The sequence below is a fragment of the Streptomyces sp. NRRL F-5755 genome, from assembly GCF_001279365.1.
In the GTDB taxonomy this organism is placed as follows: Bacteria; Actinomycetota; Actinomycetes; order Streptomycetales; family Streptomycetaceae; genus Streptomyces; species Streptomyces rimosus.
Window position 1 is genome coordinate 53834 of record NZ_LGCW01000241.1, and the last position, 19096, is coordinate 72929.

Below are 19096 nucleotides of genomic sequence, written 5' to 3' on the forward strand. Positions count from 1 at the left end.
GGATGACGGAGGCGAGGCAGCTCACGGTTTCCCACGACCCGTCGGGCAGATACCGCAGGAGGTACTGGGCGGGTCGGCGCAACGGGATCAGGGCCTTCCCCTATACGGCGCTGGACGCCTCGGCCGAAGGGACGCAGGGTTCCGGCCATGCGCTCACCGTGCTGTCGGGCATACCCGTCCGCCTCAACGCCATCCGCCCGAGCGGCGCTCGCGAAGCTCGGCGCCTTCTCGCGCTCGTCGGGCAGCCGCTCCCGCTCGCCGCACGAGTTCACGACGGCACCTGGCGGTTCGCCCGATCGATCACTGCCCACGCTGGCAGTGTGCGTCGCGCGTGCGAGGTGGTGCAGCACTGGTGAGACGGGGCTGGAGCGCCCGGCAGTGGGTCATGCCGTGCCGTCGTTGAGGTGGAGGCGGTGGGTGAGGATGTCGCGGGCGACGTCGAGCAGGGCCAGGTCGTGGGTGTAGGCGTGGGCGCGTAGGCGCAGGAGGGCTTGGTCGAGGGGGAGGCGGAGCTGGACGGCGAGGACGCCGGCGGCCTGGTGGACCTCGGCGCGGTGCAGGGCGAGTCCGGTGCCGTGTTCGCCGGTGAGCAGGCGGGCGGGCGAGGTGCGCAGGAGCAGGGTCAGTGCGGCGCGGGCGAAGCGTTCGGTGGCTTGCTGCTGTTGGGCGGTGGGCGGGCCGGGGTGGATGCGGTAGACCGTCAGGACGCCGGCGGGGACGATGCCCAGGCGCAGCGGGACGGCCACGACGGCGCGGGCGGGGGTGGTGGTGGCGGCGGGCAGGAACTGCGGCCAGCGGTCGATGGGGGTCCGGGTCAGGTCGGGTTCGGTGATGGTGCGGCCGGTGCGGGCCGCGTCCAGGGTGGGGCCTTCGCCGAGGGTGTATTGGAGGTCGTCCAGCATCGGGCCGAGCCGGCCGGCTGCATCGTCGCTCCAGACGAGTTCGAGGTGGCCGCGGGGGGTGGCCAGGCACAAGGTCAGCGCGTCGTGACCGAGCAGGCGCGCGGTGGCCCCGGGGGACAGGGCGTCAAGGCTCCGGCCGGTGCGCACGGTGTGGCGCAGCCGGTCGAAGAGGGTGTCGATCTCGGCGCGGGGCATGGTCCACCTTCTGTCGCGGGCACGGCGGCCACGGCGGGGTGCCGGCGGGCCGGGGCGCCGCTGGGTGCCGGGTGCGGCCGGGCGGTCACGAGCGGGACAGTTCGTCGGGGACCGTGCCGTGGGCGACGTCGGTGGCCAGGTCGGTGAGCTTGCGCCGGCGGGCGCGGGCGTGCGCGCGCAGCCGGTGGAACGCGTCGTCCAGGCTGATGCGCAGGCGTTCGGACAGCACGCCCTTGGCCTGTTCGATCACCAGGCGGCTGTCCAGGGCGGTGGTCAACTGCTCGATCAGAACGGCCTGGTCGTGCAGGTCGTGCCGGTGGCCGAAACAGGACGCGGCGGCGTCGGCCAGCGCCTGGGCGATGCGCAGGTCCGATCCGTCCGGCAGGGCCCCGGCGTCCTGCTCGCCCATCAGGTTCAGGGCGCCGACGGTCAGGGCGGGGGAGCGCAGCGGCACCGCGGCCACGGCGGTGATGCCGACCCGCTGGGCGCGGCGGGCGAATCGCGGCCAGCGCATCGCCGCCGGGCCGGTCAGCACCGCGGTGGGCACGGCCGTGCCGTCGCGGGTGGCATCCACGCAGGGGCCCTCGTCGAGGTCGATCTGGTCGTCCTCCAGATGGCGGCAGCGTTCGTCGGAGGCGGTGGCGTACTCCACCCGCCCCAGGTCGTCGAGAACCGTGACGCCGGCCCCGGCCACCGGCAGCAGGGCCGTCGTATGTCCGGTCAGGTCGTGCAGCAGCTCCAGCGGATCGAAGTCCGCGGCGCGGTGGACCAGATCGCGCACCGCTTCGGCGATGCGCACTTCCCGTGGGGTCGCAGGCATGAACGCCACCGATCGGCAGGCTCCCGCCTCCACGGCGTGAAACGCGGGGACAGGGCGTGCGCCTACGAGCGGTGGGAGCGAAAGTCCGGCCACAGAGGGCCGCGAATGCCCGCGGACGGGAACCGCTGCATGCCACCTGCCTCCCGCCTGACCCGCCCCGGCCGCCGCTCGGGCCGGCTCCACCCGGCCCCGGCGACCTTACGGTGCAACTGCCAGACTAGCGCCGCCGGTCCGGCCCTCACAGGGGGTGTCGCGGTTGTGAAGGGTGGCTTTGCCGGGCCGCTGACGACCGGGCGAGGTGGCGTACGTTGCCGTAGCCGGGCTCGGAGGTGCGGACGGAGGCGCCCTGCCGCAGGCCGCTCTCGTACGACCGCGCCCCGGCAGCGGTTCGCCGGGCCGGAAGCGGACTGTTTACCCGCGGCGGGGGGACGGCTTTCCGCCGCCCGTACCTCTGGCTGGTACCGGCGAGCCCTTCGCACCTGTTGTCCTACGGGCCCTGACGGCACGCCGTTGCACGGACAGGACCGCCACCGCCCGGTCTCCACACAGCCAACCCGTACGGCAAGACCAGCGGGCCAAGCCGAAAGGCGCCGCGGGCACAGGGCGTCCGGCCTCGAACGCGGTTACCGGCCATTGGAGGCCGTCAGCATCTGCCAACGCATGCGCCCCTGTTCTCGGACGGGATCGAGCAGGCCCCAGGCGGCCCAACGCTTCTCTACAATCCGCCCATGTCCCTTTCGCGTGCGTTGCCCGTTCACCGCACCGCAGTTGACCCTGCTGGTGCCCACTATGCGTCGGCGTTCGCGGCACCCGTTGCGGGCCTGCCACCGCTGTCGCCCGAAGCATGGGCCCGGATCGTCTTCGAAGAGGCACCCGTCGCCCTGCAGCGATGCCTGTATGCCGCGTGGCGTGGCGGGCTCGGCCTGCGATTGGGCCCACGCGGCGCACGCCGGCACGTGCTGGGCTGGCCCATCACGGCCACCGGACCCGGCTCGATCACGTTGGAGGCGCGTTCCCCGTTGCTCACCGCCCGCAATGTCATCCGCGTCGGTGGCTCGTCCGTGACCTGGTCGACCTTCGTGCACAGCACCGGCCGTACGGGCCGAGCCGTGTGGGCCTTGGCCGCCCCCCTGCACCACCAGGCTGTTCCGCTTCTCCTGAAGCGTGCGACCCGCAGGGTGGCCGCACGGGCTTGACACGTTCACCGTGAAGGCTCGGCCCTGGCACTCCTTGTCGCCCGAGCTGGCGCAAGGCACCTTTCACCACCGGCGCACGACGACGGGAGACGGCAACGGCCGGCCCACCTGAAGTCCATCAGGCGCGCTTTCTAGGTCGACGTAGCGTGCGGAATATCCATCGATCCGAGTTGCTGGCTGCTCTCGGACCCGGCCCCGTCTGTGTCTCGGGCGGGGCTTTCCCTTGGCTGCGTCTGCCGTCGCCCGTCTGCTGGGCGATACCGTCGGCGGCGGTGCCCGGACCCATGGCGAACACGGGCTCTCCGGGCGGGTCAGAGGAAGGCTTCGGCGGCCAGGTGCAAGGTGGTCAGTATCAGCAGTTGCGCGCCGCCGTCCTCACGGTACGAACCGGTCGACGGCGCGGCGCAGCCCGTCCGGGGCGACAGGCGACGAGCTTGTCATCGAACAGGGGGAGCCGTCGCGCGGCGTTCGGGCGAACAGCTGCCGGGCGTGGACGGTCAGGGCGTGCTCGGCGACTTCGGCGAACGACTCCCGCAGCTTCGGCTGGGTCACGTCCTCGCCCAGCCCGAGGGGGCCAGGCGGCGGCGCTGGAGCTGTTTGAGCTGACGCCAGTCGATCGGCAGCCGCTCGCCGAACTGGACTACCACCACCAGACCTGCTCAGCCGTCGGCCGGGTCACCGCACGCACCGAATGGCTCCTCCCCGGCTACGCTCCCCGGCACGCACCACTCCGCCGCCCCCTCGCCCGCAAGCTCCGCCGCCACGGCCTGCCCGCCCACCCGGGCCGCAACACCGCCCTGCTCGCCCTCTCCAGTGACCCGCCCGCCTCGGCCCTCAGCAAGACCCTCGGCACCAGCATCACCTGCACCCTCCGATGGCCCCGCCGAGCGGCCCGGGATGGGAGTGCCCACCTGGCTTCTGGAGTGCCTGCCTGGCTTCGCGGCAGCCCACAGCAGGCCCGGTCCACCGATCCTGCCTGGATCACATCCGAACTCGGCGTCTTTCGGCTGTCATCGGTCTCGGCCAAGCTGAGTACATGACAGGGCAGGAGAAGAGCGGTTCCCCGGGTGCTCAGGGCTCGCGTGGCGCGATCCTGGCCGAGCATTCCGCACGCCCCCGGGCGGTGATCGTGCACAATCCTGCGCCACTGGGGGCATTTTACGGGCTGTCGGCCGTACCAGCAGAGGAGGCACAGCGCCGCTACCTGTTCCGAGAACGGGTGGACTCGCAGCGGGCCTCCGACGAGCACGACGGGCTGGTGCGCGCGATCTCCCGCGCGGGAGTCTCAGTGATCACGTTGCGATCGCTGGTCGGCGCCACACCCCATTTCGCCCAGGCCCGCACCAACCCGAACCAGCTCTTCACCCGCGACGCTGCGATCACCCTGCCGTGGGCACCCGCCCTGTATCTGTCCGCGCGCATGGCCGAGCCGCTGCGCCGCCCGGAAGAGGCGACCATGGGCGCGGCGCTCGAGGCTCTCGGCCTGACCCGCCTGGCCTGGGAAGGCGGCCACGGGACGGTGCTCGAAGGAGGCGACTTCGTACCGTTCGTCCGGGAAGGGCGTCGCTGCGTCTTGCTCGGCTACGGCACCCGCACCACCCTCACCACAGTTCCGCGACTGCGCGAGGCGCTGCTACCCGACCATGCCGACGAACTCATCGCCGTCGAACTCGCCCGCGGCAGCCTCAACCTCGACGGTACGGTCCTCCCGGTCAGTGACACGCTCGTCATCGCCGCACCCGACAACATCGTCTCGGCCACGCACTGGGACAGCACCGGAACCCGGGCGGTGGACCTCCTCGGCCTCTTCGAGGAGTTGAACATGACGGTGGTGCGCGTCGGCCGGCACGCCGCCCGCACGCAGGAGGCGTGCAACTACCTCTGCCTCGGCCCGAACACGGCCATCGGGTACGACATGTGCAAACCGGCTGTGCGGGCCCTGCGCGATCACGGCATCGACCTCACTGCTGTGCCGGGCAGTGAACTGGTCAAAGGCACCGGCGGGCCGCGCTGCATGTCCCGCCCCGTCTATGGGCCGCCGTGCTCGGATTCGCTGACGTGTCCGCAAGCCTGTGACGCGTGACGGTGCGCGCTCAGCCCCGGCCGGTGATGCGGCGGCTGTCGAGGGAAGGGGCGTCGAAGGCGGCGATGGTGTGCGCGGCCTGCTCGCGGTCGCCCTGGGCCAGGTGGGTTTCGGCGAGCTGGGCGCCGTAGTAGGCGCGGGAGCGGCGCATGGCGGGCGGCAGCAGCTGCAGGGCCTGGACGGTGGCAGCCTGGGCCTGGCCGTAGTGTCCGAGTGCCTGGTGGTCGGTGCGGGGCCGGCCTCCTGCTCGCGAAGAGCGGTCGGCGGTGCGGTGCCCGGTCCTGCTCGCGAAGATGGGGTGAGGTGGGTGGTGGACCCTTTGCCCGTGCACGGTCACCGATGGCTCCGCCCCGGTGTCCGCTGCCGGTGCGGGCTGGTATCGAGCGGGCCGAAGTGCAGGTCAATGGCCCACCATGTGTCCATGGCGACCACGCCGATGAACCGAGGAACAGCCATTCGCTCTCTCCGGATTCGGTAAACGCTGCCCGCATGACGGCGGTGGCGGCGATGGCTGAGAACCCGTCCCACCTTCGGAGTCGGCGCTCAACCGGTCTTTCGTGCGATTGCAGGACGCAGGGGCTCTGCGTATGACCAGGAACCCATCGCACTTCGACGGCAACCGAGACCTGACCGCCCATGGCACGATGCGGCCCGCACAAGCCTGCGCCGCGCCGGTCACCGAGTAGAGCCACGAAGGTCACGGACACCCGGCCCAAGCCCGGACGCTACTGAGCGGACTGGTCAATGCACGCAATGCCGGTACTTTCCGCGCGTGAATCCGCCCCGGAATCCCGGAGGGCTGCGGTCCGGCTGGTCGCGGAACGGAGCTGCACGGGGAGTGCTTGTCCGCCCATGACTGTGCTGCAAAGCTCCCGTCGCACGCTCTGCGGCGGCCGGGGCACAGGACAGACCCCGGTTCTACTCCGTGGACAACCCCTCAGGAGGGCAATCCCATGGTGCGACCGAAACTGCGGCCCCTACTGCTCGGCTTGGGTACTGCGACCGTCATGCTGGGCACCACTCCGGCAGCGGCCACAGCGGCTGAAGCCCCGGCTTCGAAGGGCGCATCAGCCGCCGCCTACTATTCCTGCACGGTTCCCCGCGGCTACACCTACAACCATGTCTCAAGGACCACGACCTGCTCCACCGGCGTGCTCTATCACGTAATAAAGCCCAGGTCGGGCGTCTGGGCCTGCACCGTTCCGGCGGGTTTCACCTGGACCCAAACCTCGACCACCATCGTCTGCAACATCAGCGGATTCAGCACCCTGTACCTCCTCCGGGCAAAGTGAGCCCGGCCCTTTCGGGTACCCCGGGGGTCAGCCGAAATCCTCGTCAAGACGGTCACCGCATCCCGGCTGCCTGACGTAGCGCCCACGGGGACCGGATGAGCTCGTCGGCGCGCTGTTCCCGTACCCCGGTTGGTGCTGGTGGAACGGATGCCGTCACCGGCGGGACAGTCCACCGCCGCCGACCAGCTCGTCCGGGCCGTCACGGAGCGACCGGTGGGGTCGGTGGTCCGGATGGTGCACTCGAGCCGAGCGCATCGGCAATGCTGATCGCCATTACGGCAAAAGCGGAAAGGGCGGCACGAGAAATACCTGCCGAGTGAGACATCTTTGAGTGTCTGGAGAACCGTCCCATTCGGCTTCGAAACCGTAACCCCCCGCCGGTAGTTCGGTGACGGGTTCGGCCAGTATCGGGGAGAAGGGCAACGTCGGCATAGCCGACGCCTATCACTGTTTTCACTGACCCCTTCCAGCTACTCGCCAGACTGGCATCGGAGTTCACCCGAGTCGCGCCACGCGGGCCGCCACCACCCAACGCCGCGCAGACGCCATCGATCTGAAGCTGGCCGGGGTGGACTGGCTGACGATCGGGCGGAAGCCGGCCGCGGACCCGGCGATCAACTCCGACCGCGTCGCCTACCCGCAGGGGTACGGCATCGACAAGTACAAGCGCGGGCTGGAGCCGCCGAGCGACAAGCGGCTGATCGAGCTGGCCTGCGAGGACGTCACCAAAGCCTTGCGGGAGCGCAGTATCCGGTCGCTGCCTGCGCAGCGTCGCCGCGAGATCGCCGACGCCTCCACTCCACAGCTCAGGGCTCAACTCGCGCAGATCGAGAGGGGGTTGGCGCTGTACCGCTCTCCCGGTGCGATGGCCGCGGTGCTCACAGAGGGCCGGGAGATGCCGGCCGCTGTATGTGCAGCAGCCCCGACCGCAGGAAGGCGGGGTATGGCAGTGGCCGTGGATCACTGACCACCGCATCAGCGCGGCCCGCTTTCGCGGCATCGACCTGGCGCGCATCGTCGTCGCCGCCGACCCGGCGGGCGGGGAATCGGCGGTCGGCGACGAGACCGGCATCGTGGCCGTCGCCCGCGACCGGGCCGGGCACCTGTACGTCCTCGACGACCGCTCCGGCAATCGCGGGGCCGACGCGTGGGGCCGGGAGGCGTGCCTGCTGGCGATCGAGCTGCGCGCGGATGCCATCACGGTGGAGTCCAACTACGGCGGCGACATGAGCAAGCAGGTCCTGCGCCAGGCGTGGCAGGAGTTGCAGCGCGAGCAGCGCACCGAGGGCCTGCCCATGCCGGCGGTGCTGTCGGTGACGGCCAAGCACGGCAAGAGGCTCAGGGCCGAGCCGATCGCTCAGCTCTACGAACAGGGCCGCGTCCACCACGTCGGGGCCTGGCCGGAACTGGAGCAGCAGATGGTGACCTGGGTCGCCGGGATGGACAGTCCGGACCGGATGGACGCCGCGGTTCACGGGCTGACGCAGCTCGCGGTCGCAGGATCCAGCGGTACGGGCGGTACGCCGTACCAGGACGGGAGGCTGTCCGGGTGTCGCTGACCGCCGTCGCCGGACCACCGGACTACCTGCATGTCACATCAGTGCCTTCGGGGGCGACTCCGTGGCTCGGTGAAGGCTCCCCGGGCGCGACCGAAAACGGGTTTTCGGGGTTCGGTTCACCGGGGTTCGGTTCACCGGAACCAGGTGGATCGGGGGGTCTGGTAAGTACCTATAACCAATAACTACAGAAGAACCCCCTACCCCCGCAGCAGTGAGGGGGAATCCAGCCTCAAGACTCCGAGAAGCGTCGCCGTCAGGACGCCTGTGCGGGGTCTACGAGCGCCCCGCGGCCGAGCGGGGCCGGGAGATCATTTGCGAGCTTCAGGGGCCGGTACAGGCCGTCCTCGGCCCCGGGGATCAATCGAACCGTGGTTGGCGCTGAGATTGATCACGGCCGCCCAGGGCGTGTCCGATGGGCCGGTGATGGGCAAGAGGAGCGTTCGTTGAGGGTTGGTATCGGGCGGGGTGACTCAGTGCCGCTGCTCGACCCGCCGTTCCTGCCGCCAGCCTGCGAGGGAAGGCGGTGTGGTGATGTGGAGGTGTTTCCGTGACCTGAAGTAACCGTGTTTCCGTTTCCGGGGGCAGGGATGCTGTTCGCGTCCCATCCGCCAACTGCTCGACGGAGGCCCTCATGACCATCAACGGTGCGGGAGCGACGCTGCCCGCCCTCCTGTATGCGAAGTGGGCCGACAACTACCAGAAACAGGCCGGGAATAGGGTCACCTACCAGGGGGTGGGCTCGTCCGGCGGGGTCAAGCAGATCGTGGCCAAGGCCGTCGACTTCGCCGGCACCGATGTCCCCTTGTCGCTCGATAAGCTCCACTCCCATGGTCTGGAGCAGTTTCCCGCGGTGATCGGCGCCGTCACGCCCGTCGTGAACATCCCAGGCGTGGGGCCCAGGACACTGCGCCTGACCCCCGAGGCCCTGGCCGACATCTACCTGGCCCGTATCCGGAAGTGGAACGATCCCGCGATCGCCGAGCTCAATCCCGGTCTGTCCCTGCCCGCGACCGACATCTGCGTGGTCCGCCGCGCCGACGGGTCGGGCACCACCTGGTTGTTCACCCAATATCTGGCCGCCCGCTCCAAGGAATGGGAGCAGAAGCTCGGCAGCGGCGCCACCGTGAACTGGCCGAGCGGGCTGGGCGGCAAGGGCAACGAGGGTGTGGCCGCGTTCGTCCGAGAGCTCGCGGGCGCGATCGGTTACGTTGCCGCGCCGTATGCCGCCACCAGCCACTTGGCGGACGTGCTGCTGGAGAACCGTTCCGGCGCGTTCGTCGCTCCCACCACAGCCGCCCTCACCGCAGCCACCCAAGGTGCCACATGGATGCCCGGCGGCGAGCTGACCCCGAGTCTGCTGGACCGTGACGCCGCGGACGCGTGGCCCATCGCCGGCGCCTCCCTGGTCCTCACCTCCTCGGACCGTGCCGCAGGTGTCCATGCGTTCTTCGACTGGGCCTTTCATCACGGCGCCCAGGACTGCGCCGACCTCGGCTACGTGCCTGTGCCCACCGCGGTCGCGACCGCACTGACCGACAGCTGGAACGGGGCCTCGAAATAGCACACGGCCGGGCCCTCTGACGCGGACTGCTCCGCCCGCCGCGTCGCCGGAGCCTCCCCTGGGGCCCGTCCGATGAGTCGTGTGACTGCTGCGCGAGCCGATCGTTCTGGTCGAGGTGGGGCGGGGTGACTTATCGAACGAAGAGTGGGCCCGGCTGGGGCCCTGTCTGCCGAAGAACGTTGGCCGGGGCGGGCGTTGGAAGGGCCATCGGCAGGTGATCAACGGGACCCTCTTCCGGTTGAGGACCGGTATCCCATGGTGGGACCCGCCGACACGATTCGGGACGTGGCAGACGGTATATGACCGGCATCGGCGCTGGTCAGCGGACGGCACGTAGGGCAGGGTTCTGCGGGCTGTCCAGGCGGATGCCGACGCGGAAGGTCGTATCGACTGGTCGATGGTGAGCGTGGACTCCACCGTGTGCCGGGCTCACCAGCACGCTGCCGGCGCACGCAAGCAGTCCCCGCGCAGGCCCGGCAGGCGCACCCGGCCCGCCCAGCACCGTCCAGATGAAGCTCTCGGCCGCTCACGCGGTGGGCTCACGACGAATGTCCATCTGGCGAGTGAGGGCGGATGCCGACCGCTGGCTATCCTCGTCACGCCCGGACAGTGGGGTGATGCCCCACAACTGATCCCGGTCTTGGACCGTGTCCGTGTCCCGCGGACAACCGGCGGACATCCGCGGACGCGTCCGGATCACCTGTGCGGCGACAAAGCGTACAGCTCATGCCGGAACCGGCTTACCTGCGCCGGCGACGCATCCGGCACACGGTTCCCGAGCGCCGGGACCAGCGGGCCAACCGTCGGCGGCGTGGCAGCCGCGGCGGTCGTCCTTCCGGATTCGACCGGAGACTCTATGCCCGCAGGAACGAAGTCGAGCGGACGGTCAACGCGCTCAAGGGCTTCCGGGCAGTGGCGACGCGGTACGACAAGAGAGCGTTCGTCTTTCACGGCACGGTCACCCTCGCCGCGATCCGGCTGTGGCTTCGCCAGTAGCCCACTGGGCCGCAGCCGCTCAGTCCGAGCAAATGCACTCGCCGTACTCATCACAGCGCCCACTCGCGAACCCCTCGGCCTTACAGGCGAGGTCACAGGCTTTATCTCCACCGAGTTGGCAGGAGATGCTCGACGGGTGGGCGGCGGGTGCGGCCGACGTGAGCGCAAGCCGCTCATGGCCGCCTCGTGCGACGGCCGCCCGCACCAGGCACCGCTTGCTGCTGAAGATGGTCCAGCGCATCCACCAGGCCGGGCGCGCCGACGGCTGGCCGCAGGGCGACTGCCTGCCCGCTCGGGTCGTGTTCGGCCCGCACTTCAGTGGCTGCGGGGGCGGTTGAGCACGATGTCGGCGGCCATGGCGCGTACTTCGCTGTGGGTGTGGCCGGGGTGGTCGGTGGCGAGGAAGTGGCTGCCGATGGCGAGGCTGAAGGCGAGGAGGCTGCGGGCCTCGATCTCGTCGGGGTCGTCGCAGAAGGTGCTGATCATCTCGCGCAGGAGGGTCATGCGGGCGTTGTCCACCCGGCGCAGGCGTTCGGCGGCGGCCTCGTCGCGTCGGGCCCAGTCGCGGATCGCGAGGTCGACCGGCAGCAGGCGGTCTGCTGAGAGCGTCAGCTGGCCGGCCAGGCGGATCTTCTCCCGCGGCTCGTCGTCGAGGTTTCTGACGCGTTCGAGCACCTCGCCGACGCTCTCCTGCTCCCAGGTGTCCAGCATCGCCTCCAGCAGCGCGTTGCGGTCCGTGAAGTATCCGTAGAAGCCGCCTTTGGTGACCCCGAGTGCTTTGGCGAGAGCCTCGATCCGTACGGCGTCCACGCCTTTGGCGGCCAGCGTCCGGAGTCCTTCCTCGATCCACGTCTCGCGCGGTGTGCGCTGCGCGCCCACGGTGTGTCTCCTCTCACGTACCGCCCCTGCTATACGCCTCCGTATAAGCGGGCTAGCCTCCGTTGTACGTCACCGTATACAACGACTCAGGAGAGATTCCATGGCCATCGGATCTGTCGCCTGCCCCGGGCCCGGATACGCCGAGGACTTCAGCGGCCGGCGTAAGTCAGGCTGCCGCCGTCCTGTGGTCGCAGCCGGGATGCCTGGTGGCCCGCCCCTGGGGCATGCCCGAGGGCGGTGCTGTCGTCTCCGCCGTGAAGTTCGGCTCCCAGGACGCCCTGGAGATGGCGTTCGCCGAGCGGGAGCGCAAGCTCCGTCGGCTCCGCTGCCTCCAGTCCAGTTAGGGGGCCGCGGACGATGAGGCTCCCGAACGCCGCCCACACCTCGCGGCCCTGGCGGATCCACGAACTCGCCCCCGATTTCCGGGTGGAAGACGTGTGGTCCTTTCGTACCCCCGGAGCCGGGCCGGACGACTTCCCCACGCTGCTCAGCGCGCTGCGCGCGACGGAGGGGTCCAGCACGCAGCCCCTACTGGTCCGCTTGCTGTTCGCGGTGCGCTGGAAGCTGGGCGCCCTGTTCGGCTGGGACGCCCCCAAGGCCGGCCTCGACGGGCGGGTACGGTCGCTGTGCGACCGCCTGCCGGATGACCTGCGGGGGCCCCTGACAGCGGTAACGGGGCCGGACACCCCGTTCACCACCGTGTACCAGCTGCACGACGAATGCGCCGAAGAGCTGGCGAACAAGACCGTCCATGCCGTCTGCCACCTGGGGTGGGTACAGGCCGACAGCGGGGAGTACGAACTGCGGATGGCGGTCCTGGTCAAAGCCAACGGCCGGTTCGGACGGCTGTACATGGCCGCCATCAAGCCGCTCCGCCACCTGATCGTCTACCCGGCGCTGACCCGCCAGTGGGAAGGCGCCTGGCGCGACCGCGAACGTCTGTGAGCCCAGCCGCCGTGATGACCTGCAGTCCGTCGCCGGCCTGGGCGAAGACCTCGATGCCGTCGTCGCCGTCGAGGAGGTCGGCCAGGCCGAGTCGGACCAGGGCGTCATCGTCGACGATCATGGCGCGGATCATGTGCGGGGGCCGTTCTGCTCGGGGTCTGCGGGGCGGGGGATACGGGCGGCCAGGCGCCAGCTGCCGCCGCCGTGGGGGCCGGCGTCCAGGCGCCCGCCAAGGGCGTTGACCCTCTCGCGCAGGCCCACCAGCCCGAAGCCGGAGGGAGCGGTGTCCGCGGCGGGGGCGCCGGGGCTGTTGGTGATCTCGACGGTGGTGGCCGGCGGCCCGTGGTCGAGGTGGATGCGTACCGGCGCGCCCGCGGCGTGTTTGCGGGCGTTCGTCAGCCCTTCCTGGACCAGTCGGTAGACGGCCAGCCGGTGGGCGGTGGGAGTCTGATCGGGGCGGCCGTGGACGGTCATGTCGATGTCCTGCCCAGCTGTGCGTGCCTGTTCGACCAACTCCTGCACGTCGCGCAGAACGGGGGCGGGCACAGCGCCGGCACCGGTGGTGGTATGGGGGTCGTGCAGGGCTCCGAGGACGACGCGCAGGTCGGTCAGGGCCTCGGCGGAGACGGTGCGCAGCAGGGTGAGGCGTTCGGCGACCGGGGCGGGCAGGACGTCGGTCTTGGTGGCCAGGGCCCCGGTGTGCAGGGCGATAAGACTCAGACGGTGGGCCAGGATGTCGTGCATCTCTGCGGCGATATGGGAACGCTCGGCTGCGCGGGCGCTCTCCTCACGCAGTTTCCGCTCGATCCGCAGATGCTCGACCTGAGCGTTGAGTGCCCGCACCAGGCGGCGGCGGTTGTGCCACCACAGCACGCCCGTCACGGCCAAAAGCAGCAACAGGACCGCGCTGAACTGTTTGGGATTCCACAGTGCGGCCCCCGCCACCACCAGCAGCAGGCCGTAGCGCCCGTATACGGTCCACGAGGGCTTTGTTCTCCGGCTCACCCCAGAATCCTGGGCATGTGTCCGCTTTCTTTTCCTCCGACGATCGTCCGCAGCGCCCCCCTACTTTGGTAGGGGGCGAGCGTCGCACAACGACGGATACGCCGGCGAAAGCCGGTTTCTAGCGTCGAAGTCATGGACAACCGCCCCACCTCGCACGACCGTGTCCTCGCGCAGCGCCACGCCGAGGGCTGGATGTTCCTCATCGAGGCCGCCCGGGAAATGCGCACCACCGGCGCCCTCGCTCCCCGCGGTACGGCGCCGGCCCGCGCCCTGACCGAACCGGTACGCGCCCAGGCGGGACGGCCCGTGGACATCCTGGAAGCGGGGACCGGGACGGGAGCGGTCACCCGCGCTCTGATCGCCCAGCTGTCGCCGGGCAGCCGCCTGGACATCGCCGAAACCAACCCGCGCTCGGCGGCTCGGATACGCCACCTCGCCGCCACGCACCCGCGCCTCGCCGGGCACCGGGAGCAGGTCCGCGTCCACCCCCGGCGCGTAGAAGACCTGGACACCGACCGGCGCTATGACGTCATCGTCTCCGGCCTGCACTTCGCCGACTTCACCCACCGCCAGGTCGAGACCGTCATGGACCGGTACCTGGAGCTGCTGCATCCCGGGGGCACCCCGACCTACTCCGCCTGCCTGGGCACTTGGCAGCTCCGCGCCCTGCTGCCCTCCCGGACCCAGGCCCGCCGGCGCCGGTCCGTCGACGAGGTGCCGGCCGCCTACCAGCGCCGGTACGCCACCGGCTGCCGGACGGCCTGGGCCCATCTTCCCCCTGCCCGGGTCCGGCAGCTCAAGCGGCCCGCGGACGCCGTACCGGGCCCGGCGCCTGCCGTGGCCGGAGCAGGCCGGTGAACGCGCTGACCACCGCCCTCGGCCAGCTGCCGGCCGCCGGCGCCTACGCGATCGTGGCCGTGGCCGTCCTGGCCGAGTCGGTCCTGCTCATCGGGGTCTTCATTCCCACCCTCACCCTCCTGCTGACGGCCGGCGCGCTGGCACGCACCGGAACCCTGCACCTGCCCCTGCTGATCACGACCGCCGCCGGCGCCGTCGTGGTGGGCGACTTCCTCGCGCACCGCACCGGGCGGGCCCTCGGCGCCCGCCTGCGCACCGGCTGCCTCGGCCGCTGCCTGCCCATCGCCGCATGGCAGCGCGCCGAGGCGCAGATGGCCCGCCGTGGCGGGCACGCCGTCTTCCTGGCCCGCTTCCTCCCGGTGATCCGCACCGTCACTCCCCATCTCGCCGGCGCCTCTCGCCTGCCCTACCACCGCATCGCGCCCTACAGCCTTGCCGCGGCCCTGCTGTGGGCCACCGCCGAGGCCGGTGCCGGATACACCGCCGCTGCCTCCCTCCAGCACGCCCTCACCTTCGGCGGGCCCGTACTCGCCATGAGCGCAGGCGCAGCGACCGGGACCGTACTGCTCTGGTCCGCACTCCGCCGCAACCGGACAGCGGCAAGCAGCGTCGCGCGCCGGTCTGCCCTACGGAACTCCGGCGCGACAAAAGGGGCAGGCCGAAGCGCTCGGGCGACAGCTACAGCGGGACGAGCGGCAGTCCGACCCGTTCGGCCCGTCGGGCGGACACCGGGCAGTGATGGAGCTGCCTGCCTGGTGGATTTCTGACGCGGGCCGTGGGGAGCGCGACTTTTTCGTTGCCCAGTGCCTACTCACTGCGGCAGGGCAGTTACTCAAAAGCCGGAAGGGATTCCCAATCATGGTGTCAAACCGAGGCGGTGACGCCTTGTGACTGCATCAGGCCGCTGCGGCGGCTGGCTGAGGCGTGACGGTCTCGAAGGTGCGGTGGTCGCGTATCAGGGCCCACAGCACTTTCGGGCGGCGCCTGGCCGGCGCCGACCGGATCACCACACTGCTCACCCGCCTGGGACACGATCAGGACGTGGCCGACGTTGACACCATCCCCGGCATGGGCCCCGCGGCCGCCCAGATCATCATCGCCGAGACCGGCGGCGACATGGCGCAGTTCGCCACCGCCGGCCACCTCGCCTCCTGGACCGGGGTCTGCCCGGGGATGAACGAATCCGCCGGCGTCGCCAGGTCCGGCCGCACCCGGCAGGGCAACAGCAACCTCAAACGGGGATCAGTTCCCGGCAGATTTCCCACACATCAGGTCCCACCGGACGCGGAGTCCCGGCTACCGGCATACCAACCGTCTGCCCGGCCAGGAAAGGCCGGGGCGGAACCCCGACATCTTCAGTGATCTTCTCATGGCGGTCGGTGATTGCTGTGATGGGTCGGCTGGCTTGGCGCATGCCCTCCACCGGCGTGCGATCAACAGGTTCGTAGGGGTGGCGGCCCGTGGAAGGCCTGGTGTGACGGCAGTTCGGCGACGAAGGCCGCGCCTGTGCCGGGCGGGGTGTCCCGTACGGTGAGGCTGCCGCCGTGGTGCTGTGCGATGGCGCGGGCGATGGCCAGGCCCAGTCCGCTGCCGCCGGCGTCCCGGCTGCGGGCCTCGTCGAGGCGGGTGAAGCGCTCGAAGATCCGCTCCCGGTCGGCGGGCGGGATGTCGGAACCGTCGTTGTGGACCTCGATGCCTACGGTGCTCGCTCCTGCCCCAGCCTCTGTGCAGGTGAACGTTGTCACCTTCACGACCGAACGGGCGTGCCGCGCTGCGTTGTCGAGCAGGTTGCGCAGCAGTCGCCGCAGCTGTCCCGCGTTGCCGGACACCAGGATCCGGTCGCCGCCCGGCTCGTGCGCGCACATGACGATCTCGGGCCCCTCGGGCCGCGTGTGGCGCATCTCGGTGACCAGATCCCGAGCGAGGTCGGTGAGGTTGACCGGCTTGTTCATGGCGTCGGACCGGTCGTCATCGGGCCGGGCGAGGAAGAGCAGGTCGTCGGCGAGCTGCTGCAAGCGGCCGGCGGACTCCAGGGCCTCGCGGGTGGCCCGGGGCCAGTCGGTACGGTCGGGGTGGGCGAGGGAGATCTCCAGCGAGGCGCGCAGGGCCGAGATGGGGCTGCGGAGTTCGTGGGAGGCGTCGGCGACGAACCGGCGCTGCTGTTCGGCGGAGCGCTGCAGGCGGTCGAGGGTGTCGTTGGTGGTGACGGCCATGCGGGCGATCTCGTCCTTGGCCCGGGGAACGGGCACACGGCGGTCCAGGTGCTGTTCGCTGATCTCGGCGAGTTCGGCGCGGATCGCCTCAACGGGCCGAAGGGCACGCCGCGTTGTCGTCCAGGCGAGCGCGGTGATCAGGAGCGCGGCCCCCGGCACGCTCGCGTACAGGATGGGGTCCAGGGCCCTGACGGTGTTCTCCGCGTCGAAGGGGGTGACCAGCACGTACACGGCGTAGTTGCCATCGACCTCGAAGTATGACCGGCCCTTGGTCGGGTCATGGGAGGGGACGTAGCTGAAAACGCCTACTGCCGTGAAGGTCCGCCCGTGCATGCGGTTGGTGTCGCCGGGAGGCCCGGGCCGGGTGCGTACGGTGCGTACGGTGTGCCAGCTCGGCGCGGCTGTGCGGGGTGTCGGGGTGAGCGGTTTGCCGGCGAACTTCACCCCTTTCAAGGGCTCGCCTCGCAGTACGGGGACGCCGCGCGGATCGAGTACGACGAACGGCAGCCCGACCGTGTCTCCATGAGTGATGGTGCTGCCGCCCTGGTCGGCGGCGTTGTCGCGGGCGATGGCTCGGGCCTGGGCCAGAGCCTGGTCCTGGCTCGCGGCCATCCGGGAGTCGTAGACGTGCTGGCGCAGCCACCATGCGCCGACCGCGGCGAGCAGGAGCGCGGCGAGCCCGGCGGCCAGGGCGGTACGGGCGCGGATGGGCAGCCGGGCGAAGGGACTGCGCGGAAGCAGCCCGCGCAGGCGGCGAGGGCTAGGCACCGTCGGCCACCAGGCGGTATCCGGCGCCGCGCACCGTCTCGATGCTGTGCTGCCCGAAGGGATGGTCGATCTTGCGGCGGAGCATGCTGATGTAGACCTCGACGATGCTGGGGGCGCCGTTGTAGGCCATGTCCCAGGCGTCGTCGAGGATTTCGGCCTTGGACAGCACCTGTCCAGGGGCCCGGATGAGGCAGCGCAGTACGGCGAACTCCTGCCCGGTCAGCGCGATCTCCTGCTCGCCCCGGCCGCAGCGCCGGCCCGCGGTGTCCAGCCAGAGGTCGCCGGCGCGCAGCACCCCGTCGCCGGTACTGCCGCCGCGGCGGATCAGGGCGCGCAGCCGGGCGAGCAGCACCACGTAGGAAAAGGGCTTGCGCAGATAGTCGTCGGCGCCGATGTCCAGCCCCTCGGCTTCGTCGTATTCGCCGTCTTTGGCGGTGAGCATCAGCACGGGGGTGTTCACGCCCGCCGCGCGCAGTTCGGCACAGACCCGGTAGCCGTGGATGCCGGGAAGCATGATGTCCAGCACGATCGCGCGGAAGGGATGCTTCAGCCCGAGGCGGAGGCCCGTCGGCCCGTCGGCGGCGTGCTCGACGGTGTAGCCCTCGGCCTCCAGTCCGCGCCGTATGACCGCGGCGATCTGCGGGTCGTCCTCCACCACCAAAACATTCATGACCCCAAGAATGCCAGGAAACTCGTAGGACAGTCTCGTCCCGCCTTTCTTCCTTAATGATCTTTAAGGTTTCTGGGCATTCATTGAGGGCGGTTGGGACATCATCGGCAGCATTCGTCGGCAGTTCGCCGGAGTCCGAGCGCCTCGATTGGATTCTTCATGATGCTCCCTTCGCCTTCACACTCTCCTATGCGCCCGTGTTCCCCATACACGGGACGGGTGAGCCGCACACGGTATGGACCACTGCCCTCGCCGTCTCTCCCGAGCAGCCGGGCCGTATTACTCGCTGGTGGCAGTCAGCCACCGAATTGGCCTCTTCGACGGCCCAGGCGCACGGGACCTGGGCGATGTCCGGGGCCGCCACGCTGGCTTCATGCAGTGCCTGTCGTGGGGGCGGGTCAAGCAGGGCTGGCAGGCCGAGAGCGTGGGCTGGCGGGATCCGGACGGCCGGCTGCTGGCCGCGGCGCTGGTCCTCTCTCGTCCTGTGCCCGCGTCAGGGGCGGCGGCAAGGAATCGCAGATACAGACCCATGACTGGCCGAACGGGCTGAATGAGCCCTCATGGTGTCCACGCTCGTCGATTCCGGCTACGGCCCGTCCGGTTCTCAGCCACGTGGCCCCCGGGAGGTGCCCGGGAGCGGTGTGGCATGTCCCACACCCGCTCTAGGCGTGGAACGGACGAAAGGGAATGGGGGTCCTTTTGCGCAGGTGCCGTCCGGAATCTGTGGTGCGGCGCCGGTTGGGGGGCGGTTCGGTAGCAATACATTCGGTATTAACACAATGGAGAAACGTGTGATGACGGACAGCAAGCGCCGCAAGGGCCTGATAGCCACTGCAGCGCTGCTCGGGGGTGTGCTGACCCTCGGAGCGTGCGGTGACGGCGACGGGGGCGGCCAGGACAACACGAAGAAGGCCGACGAGGCGGCGGCGAAGGACGCCTCGGAAGCCAAGATCAAGGTCGAACCGAAGGACGGCTCGACGGCCGCGGGTATCAGCAGCGACGCCAAGGTCAGCGTCACCGGCGGCAAGCTGACCGACGTACAGATGACCTCGGGTGAGAACAAGAAGCCCGTCGAGGGCACCCTCGCCGCCGACGGCAGCTCCTGGAAGCCGAAGAAGCAGCTGGAGCGCTCGACCAAGTACACGATCACCGCC

At 70.3% G+C, this 19096-nt stretch carries 17 protein-coding genes and 4 pseudogenes; 12 read left to right on the top strand and 9 right to left on the bottom strand.

Features of this window, described 5'->3' with window-relative positions; genetic code table 11:
* Nucleotides 1–383: 383 nt before the first annotated feature.
* Together ADK86_RS19400 and ADK86_RS19405 are read right to left on the bottom strand one after the other, a co-directional pair.
* A complete protein-coding gene (locus tag ADK86_RS19400) occupies nucleotides 384–1097 on the bottom strand; it encodes a GAF and ANTAR domain-containing protein (protein ID WP_053697691.1) in 714 nt (237 codons plus the stop codon).
* An 85-nt stretch (nucleotides 1098–1182) separates the two neighbouring features.
* Nucleotides 1183–1917 (bottom strand): ANTAR domain-containing protein, encoded by a 735-nt coding sequence (locus ADK86_RS19405; RefSeq protein ID WP_053697711.1) that lies wholly within the window; start codon nucleotides 1915–1917, stop codon nucleotides 1183–1185.
* Nucleotides 1918–2645: 728 nt separating this feature from the next.
* Here ADK86_RS19405 and ADK86_RS41060 point away from each other — a divergent pair.
* Nucleotides 2646–3113, top strand: coding sequence for a DUF2867 domain-containing protein (locus ADK86_RS41060; RefSeq protein ID WP_078952118.1), 468 nt, complete (start codon nucleotides 2646–2648; stop codon nucleotides 3111–3113).
* Between the two features lie 375 nt (nucleotides 3114–3488).
* On the opposite strand, the gene ADK86_RS43185 is transcribed toward ADK86_RS41060, so the two are convergent.
* The gene (locus ADK86_RS43185) at nucleotides 3489–3665 is read right to left on the bottom strand and encodes a hypothetical protein (protein WP_159393890.1); all 177 of its coding nucleotides are present in this window, start codon (nucleotides 3663–3665) and stop codon (nucleotides 3489–3491) included.
* Nucleotides 3666–4149: 484 nt separating this feature from the next.
* Between ADK86_RS43185 and ADK86_RS19410 the strand changes: the two genes are divergently transcribed.
* Entirely contained in the window at nucleotides 4150–5196 is a 1047-nt protein-coding gene (locus tag ADK86_RS19410; RefSeq protein ID WP_159393891.1) for a dimethylarginine dimethylaminohydrolase family protein, read from the top strand.
* A 10-nt stretch (nucleotides 5197–5206) separates the two neighbouring features.
* Here ADK86_RS19410 and ADK86_RS19415 read toward each other — a convergent pair whose 3' ends face one another.
* Nucleotides 5207–5533, bottom strand: a complete 327-nt coding sequence (locus ADK86_RS19415) for a hypothetical protein (protein ID WP_053697693.1) — start codon at nucleotides 5531–5533, stop codon at nucleotides 5207–5209.
* A gap of 1523 nt (nucleotides 5534–7056) precedes the next feature.
* Between ADK86_RS19415 and ADK86_RS44570 the strand changes: the two genes are divergently transcribed.
* From ADK86_RS44570 to ADK86_RS41065, 4 genes and pseudogenes are all read left to right on the top strand, one after another.
* Nucleotides 7057–7455 carry a hypothetical protein gene (locus tag ADK86_RS44570; RefSeq protein WP_053697694.1) on the top strand — a complete coding sequence of 133 codons (399 nt, stop codon included), beginning with the start codon at nucleotides 7057–7059 and terminating at the stop codon, nucleotides 7453–7455.
* Complete coding sequence (locus tag ADK86_RS19425) at nucleotides 7400–8047, top strand: DNA-packaging protein (RefSeq protein ID WP_053697695.1); 648 nt, start codon at nucleotides 7400–7402, stop codon at nucleotides 8045–8047. Before ADK86_RS44570 ends, ADK86_RS19425 begins: the two co-directional genes overlap by 56 nt.
* A 622-nt stretch (nucleotides 8048–8669) precedes the next feature.
* Nucleotides 8670–9608: pseudogene (gene pstS, locus ADK86_RS19430) on the top strand (phosphate ABC transporter substrate-binding protein PstS); the annotation flags it as partial.
* A 115-nt stretch (nucleotides 9609–9723) separates the two neighbouring features.
* Nucleotides 9724–10604 (top strand): annotated as a pseudogene (locus tag ADK86_RS41065) (IS5 family transposase).
* 315 nt (nucleotides 10605–10919) lie between these two features.
* Here the strand turns inward: ADK86_RS41065 and ADK86_RS19440 are convergent.
* Nucleotides 10920–11483: a TetR/AcrR family transcriptional regulator gene (locus tag ADK86_RS19440; protein WP_053697698.1), complete on the bottom strand. Its 564-nt coding sequence runs from the start codon at nucleotides 11481–11483 to the stop codon at nucleotides 10920–10922.
* Nucleotides 11484–11689: 206 nt separating this feature from the next.
* Between ADK86_RS19440 and ADK86_RS43190 the strand changes: the two genes are divergently transcribed.
* Together ADK86_RS43190 and ADK86_RS19445 are read left to right on the top strand one after the other, a co-directional pair.
* Nucleotides 11690–11827 carry a hypothetical protein gene (locus ADK86_RS43190; protein WP_159393892.1) on the top strand — a complete coding sequence of 46 codons (138 nt, stop codon included), beginning with the start codon at nucleotides 11690–11692 and terminating at the stop codon, nucleotides 11825–11827.
* Nucleotides 11828–11840: 13 nt separating this feature from the next.
* Complete coding sequence (locus ADK86_RS19445) at nucleotides 11841–12428, top strand: DUF2867 domain-containing protein (RefSeq protein WP_053697699.1); 588 nt, start codon at nucleotides 11841–11843, stop codon at nucleotides 12426–12428.
* Here the strand turns inward: ADK86_RS19445 and ADK86_RS44575 are convergent.
* Both ADK86_RS44575 and ADK86_RS19450 read right to left on the bottom strand, forming a co-directional pair.
* Nucleotides 12415–12561: pseudogene (locus ADK86_RS44575) on the bottom strand (DNA-binding response regulator); the annotation flags it as partial. The gene ADK86_RS19445 and the pseudogene ADK86_RS44575 overlap by 14 nt on opposite strands.
* The gene (locus tag ADK86_RS19450; protein WP_078952122.1) at nucleotides 12558–13433 is read right to left on the bottom strand and encodes a sensor histidine kinase; all 876 of its coding nucleotides are present in this window, start codon (nucleotides 13431–13433) and stop codon (nucleotides 12558–12560) included. The pseudogene ADK86_RS44575 and the gene ADK86_RS19450, both read right to left, overlap by 4 nt.
* Before the next feature lie 132 nt (nucleotides 13434–13565).
* Here ADK86_RS19450 and ADK86_RS19455 point away from each other — a divergent pair, with 132 nt between their 5' ends.
* The 3 genes and pseudogenes from ADK86_RS19455 to ADK86_RS45670 form a co-directional block, all read left to right on the top strand.
* Nucleotides 13566–14291: a methyltransferase gene (locus ADK86_RS19455; RefSeq protein ID WP_053697700.1), complete on the top strand. Its 726-nt coding sequence runs from the start codon at nucleotides 13566–13568 to the stop codon at nucleotides 14289–14291.
* Nucleotides 14288–15058: a DedA family protein gene (locus tag ADK86_RS19460; RefSeq protein WP_063789036.1), complete on the top strand. Its 771-nt coding sequence runs from the start codon at nucleotides 14288–14290 to the stop codon at nucleotides 15056–15058. The genes ADK86_RS19455 and ADK86_RS19460 overlap by 4 nt, the downstream gene beginning before the upstream one ends.
* Nucleotides 15059–15347: 289 nt before the next feature.
* A pseudogene (locus ADK86_RS45670) lies at nucleotides 15348–15527 on the top strand (IS110 family transposase); the annotation flags it as partial.
* Nucleotides 15528–15724: 197 nt separating this feature from the next.
* Here the strand turns inward: ADK86_RS45670 and ADK86_RS19470 are convergent.
* Entirely contained in the window at nucleotides 15725–17272 is a 1548-nt protein-coding gene (locus tag ADK86_RS19470) for a sensor histidine kinase (RefSeq protein WP_053697702.1), read from the bottom strand.
* Nucleotides 17265–17942, bottom strand: coding sequence for a response regulator transcription factor (locus tag ADK86_RS19475; RefSeq protein ID WP_053697703.1), 678 nt, complete (start codon nucleotides 17940–17942; stop codon nucleotides 17265–17267). The genes ADK86_RS19470 and ADK86_RS19475 overlap by 8 nt, the downstream gene beginning before the upstream one ends.
* Nucleotides 17943–18721: 779 nt before the next feature.
* Here ADK86_RS19475 and ADK86_RS19480 point away from each other — a divergent pair.
* The coding region (locus tag ADK86_RS19480) for an Ig-like domain-containing protein (RefSeq protein WP_234345934.1) at nucleotides 18722–19096 on the top strand (375 nt) is incomplete at its 3' end.

Excerpts from the sequence above, each read along its gene's own strand:
- ADK86_RS19400 (WP_053697691.1), bottom strand. The coding sequence starts at position 1,097 with ATGCCCCGCGCCGAGATCGACACCCTCTTCGACCGGCTGCGCCACACC.
- ADK86_RS19405 (WP_053697711.1), bottom strand. The coding sequence starts at position 1,917 with ATGCCTGCGACCCCACGGGAAGTGCGCATCGCCGAAGCGGTGCGCGAT.
- ADK86_RS41060 (WP_078952118.1), top strand. The coding sequence starts at position 2,646 with ATGTCCCTTTCGCGTGCGTTGCCCGTTCACCGCACCGCAGTTGACCCT.
- ADK86_RS19410 (WP_159393891.1), top strand. The coding sequence starts at position 4,150 with ATGACAGGGCAGGAGAAGAGCGGTTCCCCGGGTGCTCAGGGCTCGCGT.
- ADK86_RS19445 (WP_053697699.1), top strand. The coding sequence starts at position 11,841 with ATGAGGCTCCCGAACGCCGCCCACACCTCGCGGCCCTGGCGGATCCAC.
- ADK86_RS19455 (WP_053697700.1), top strand. The coding sequence starts at position 13,566 with ATGGACAACCGCCCCACCTCGCACGACCGTGTCCTCGCGCAGCGCCAC.
- ADK86_RS19475 (WP_053697703.1), bottom strand. The coding sequence starts at position 17,942 with ATGAATGTTTTGGTGGTGGAGGACGACCCGCAGATCGCCGCGGTCATA.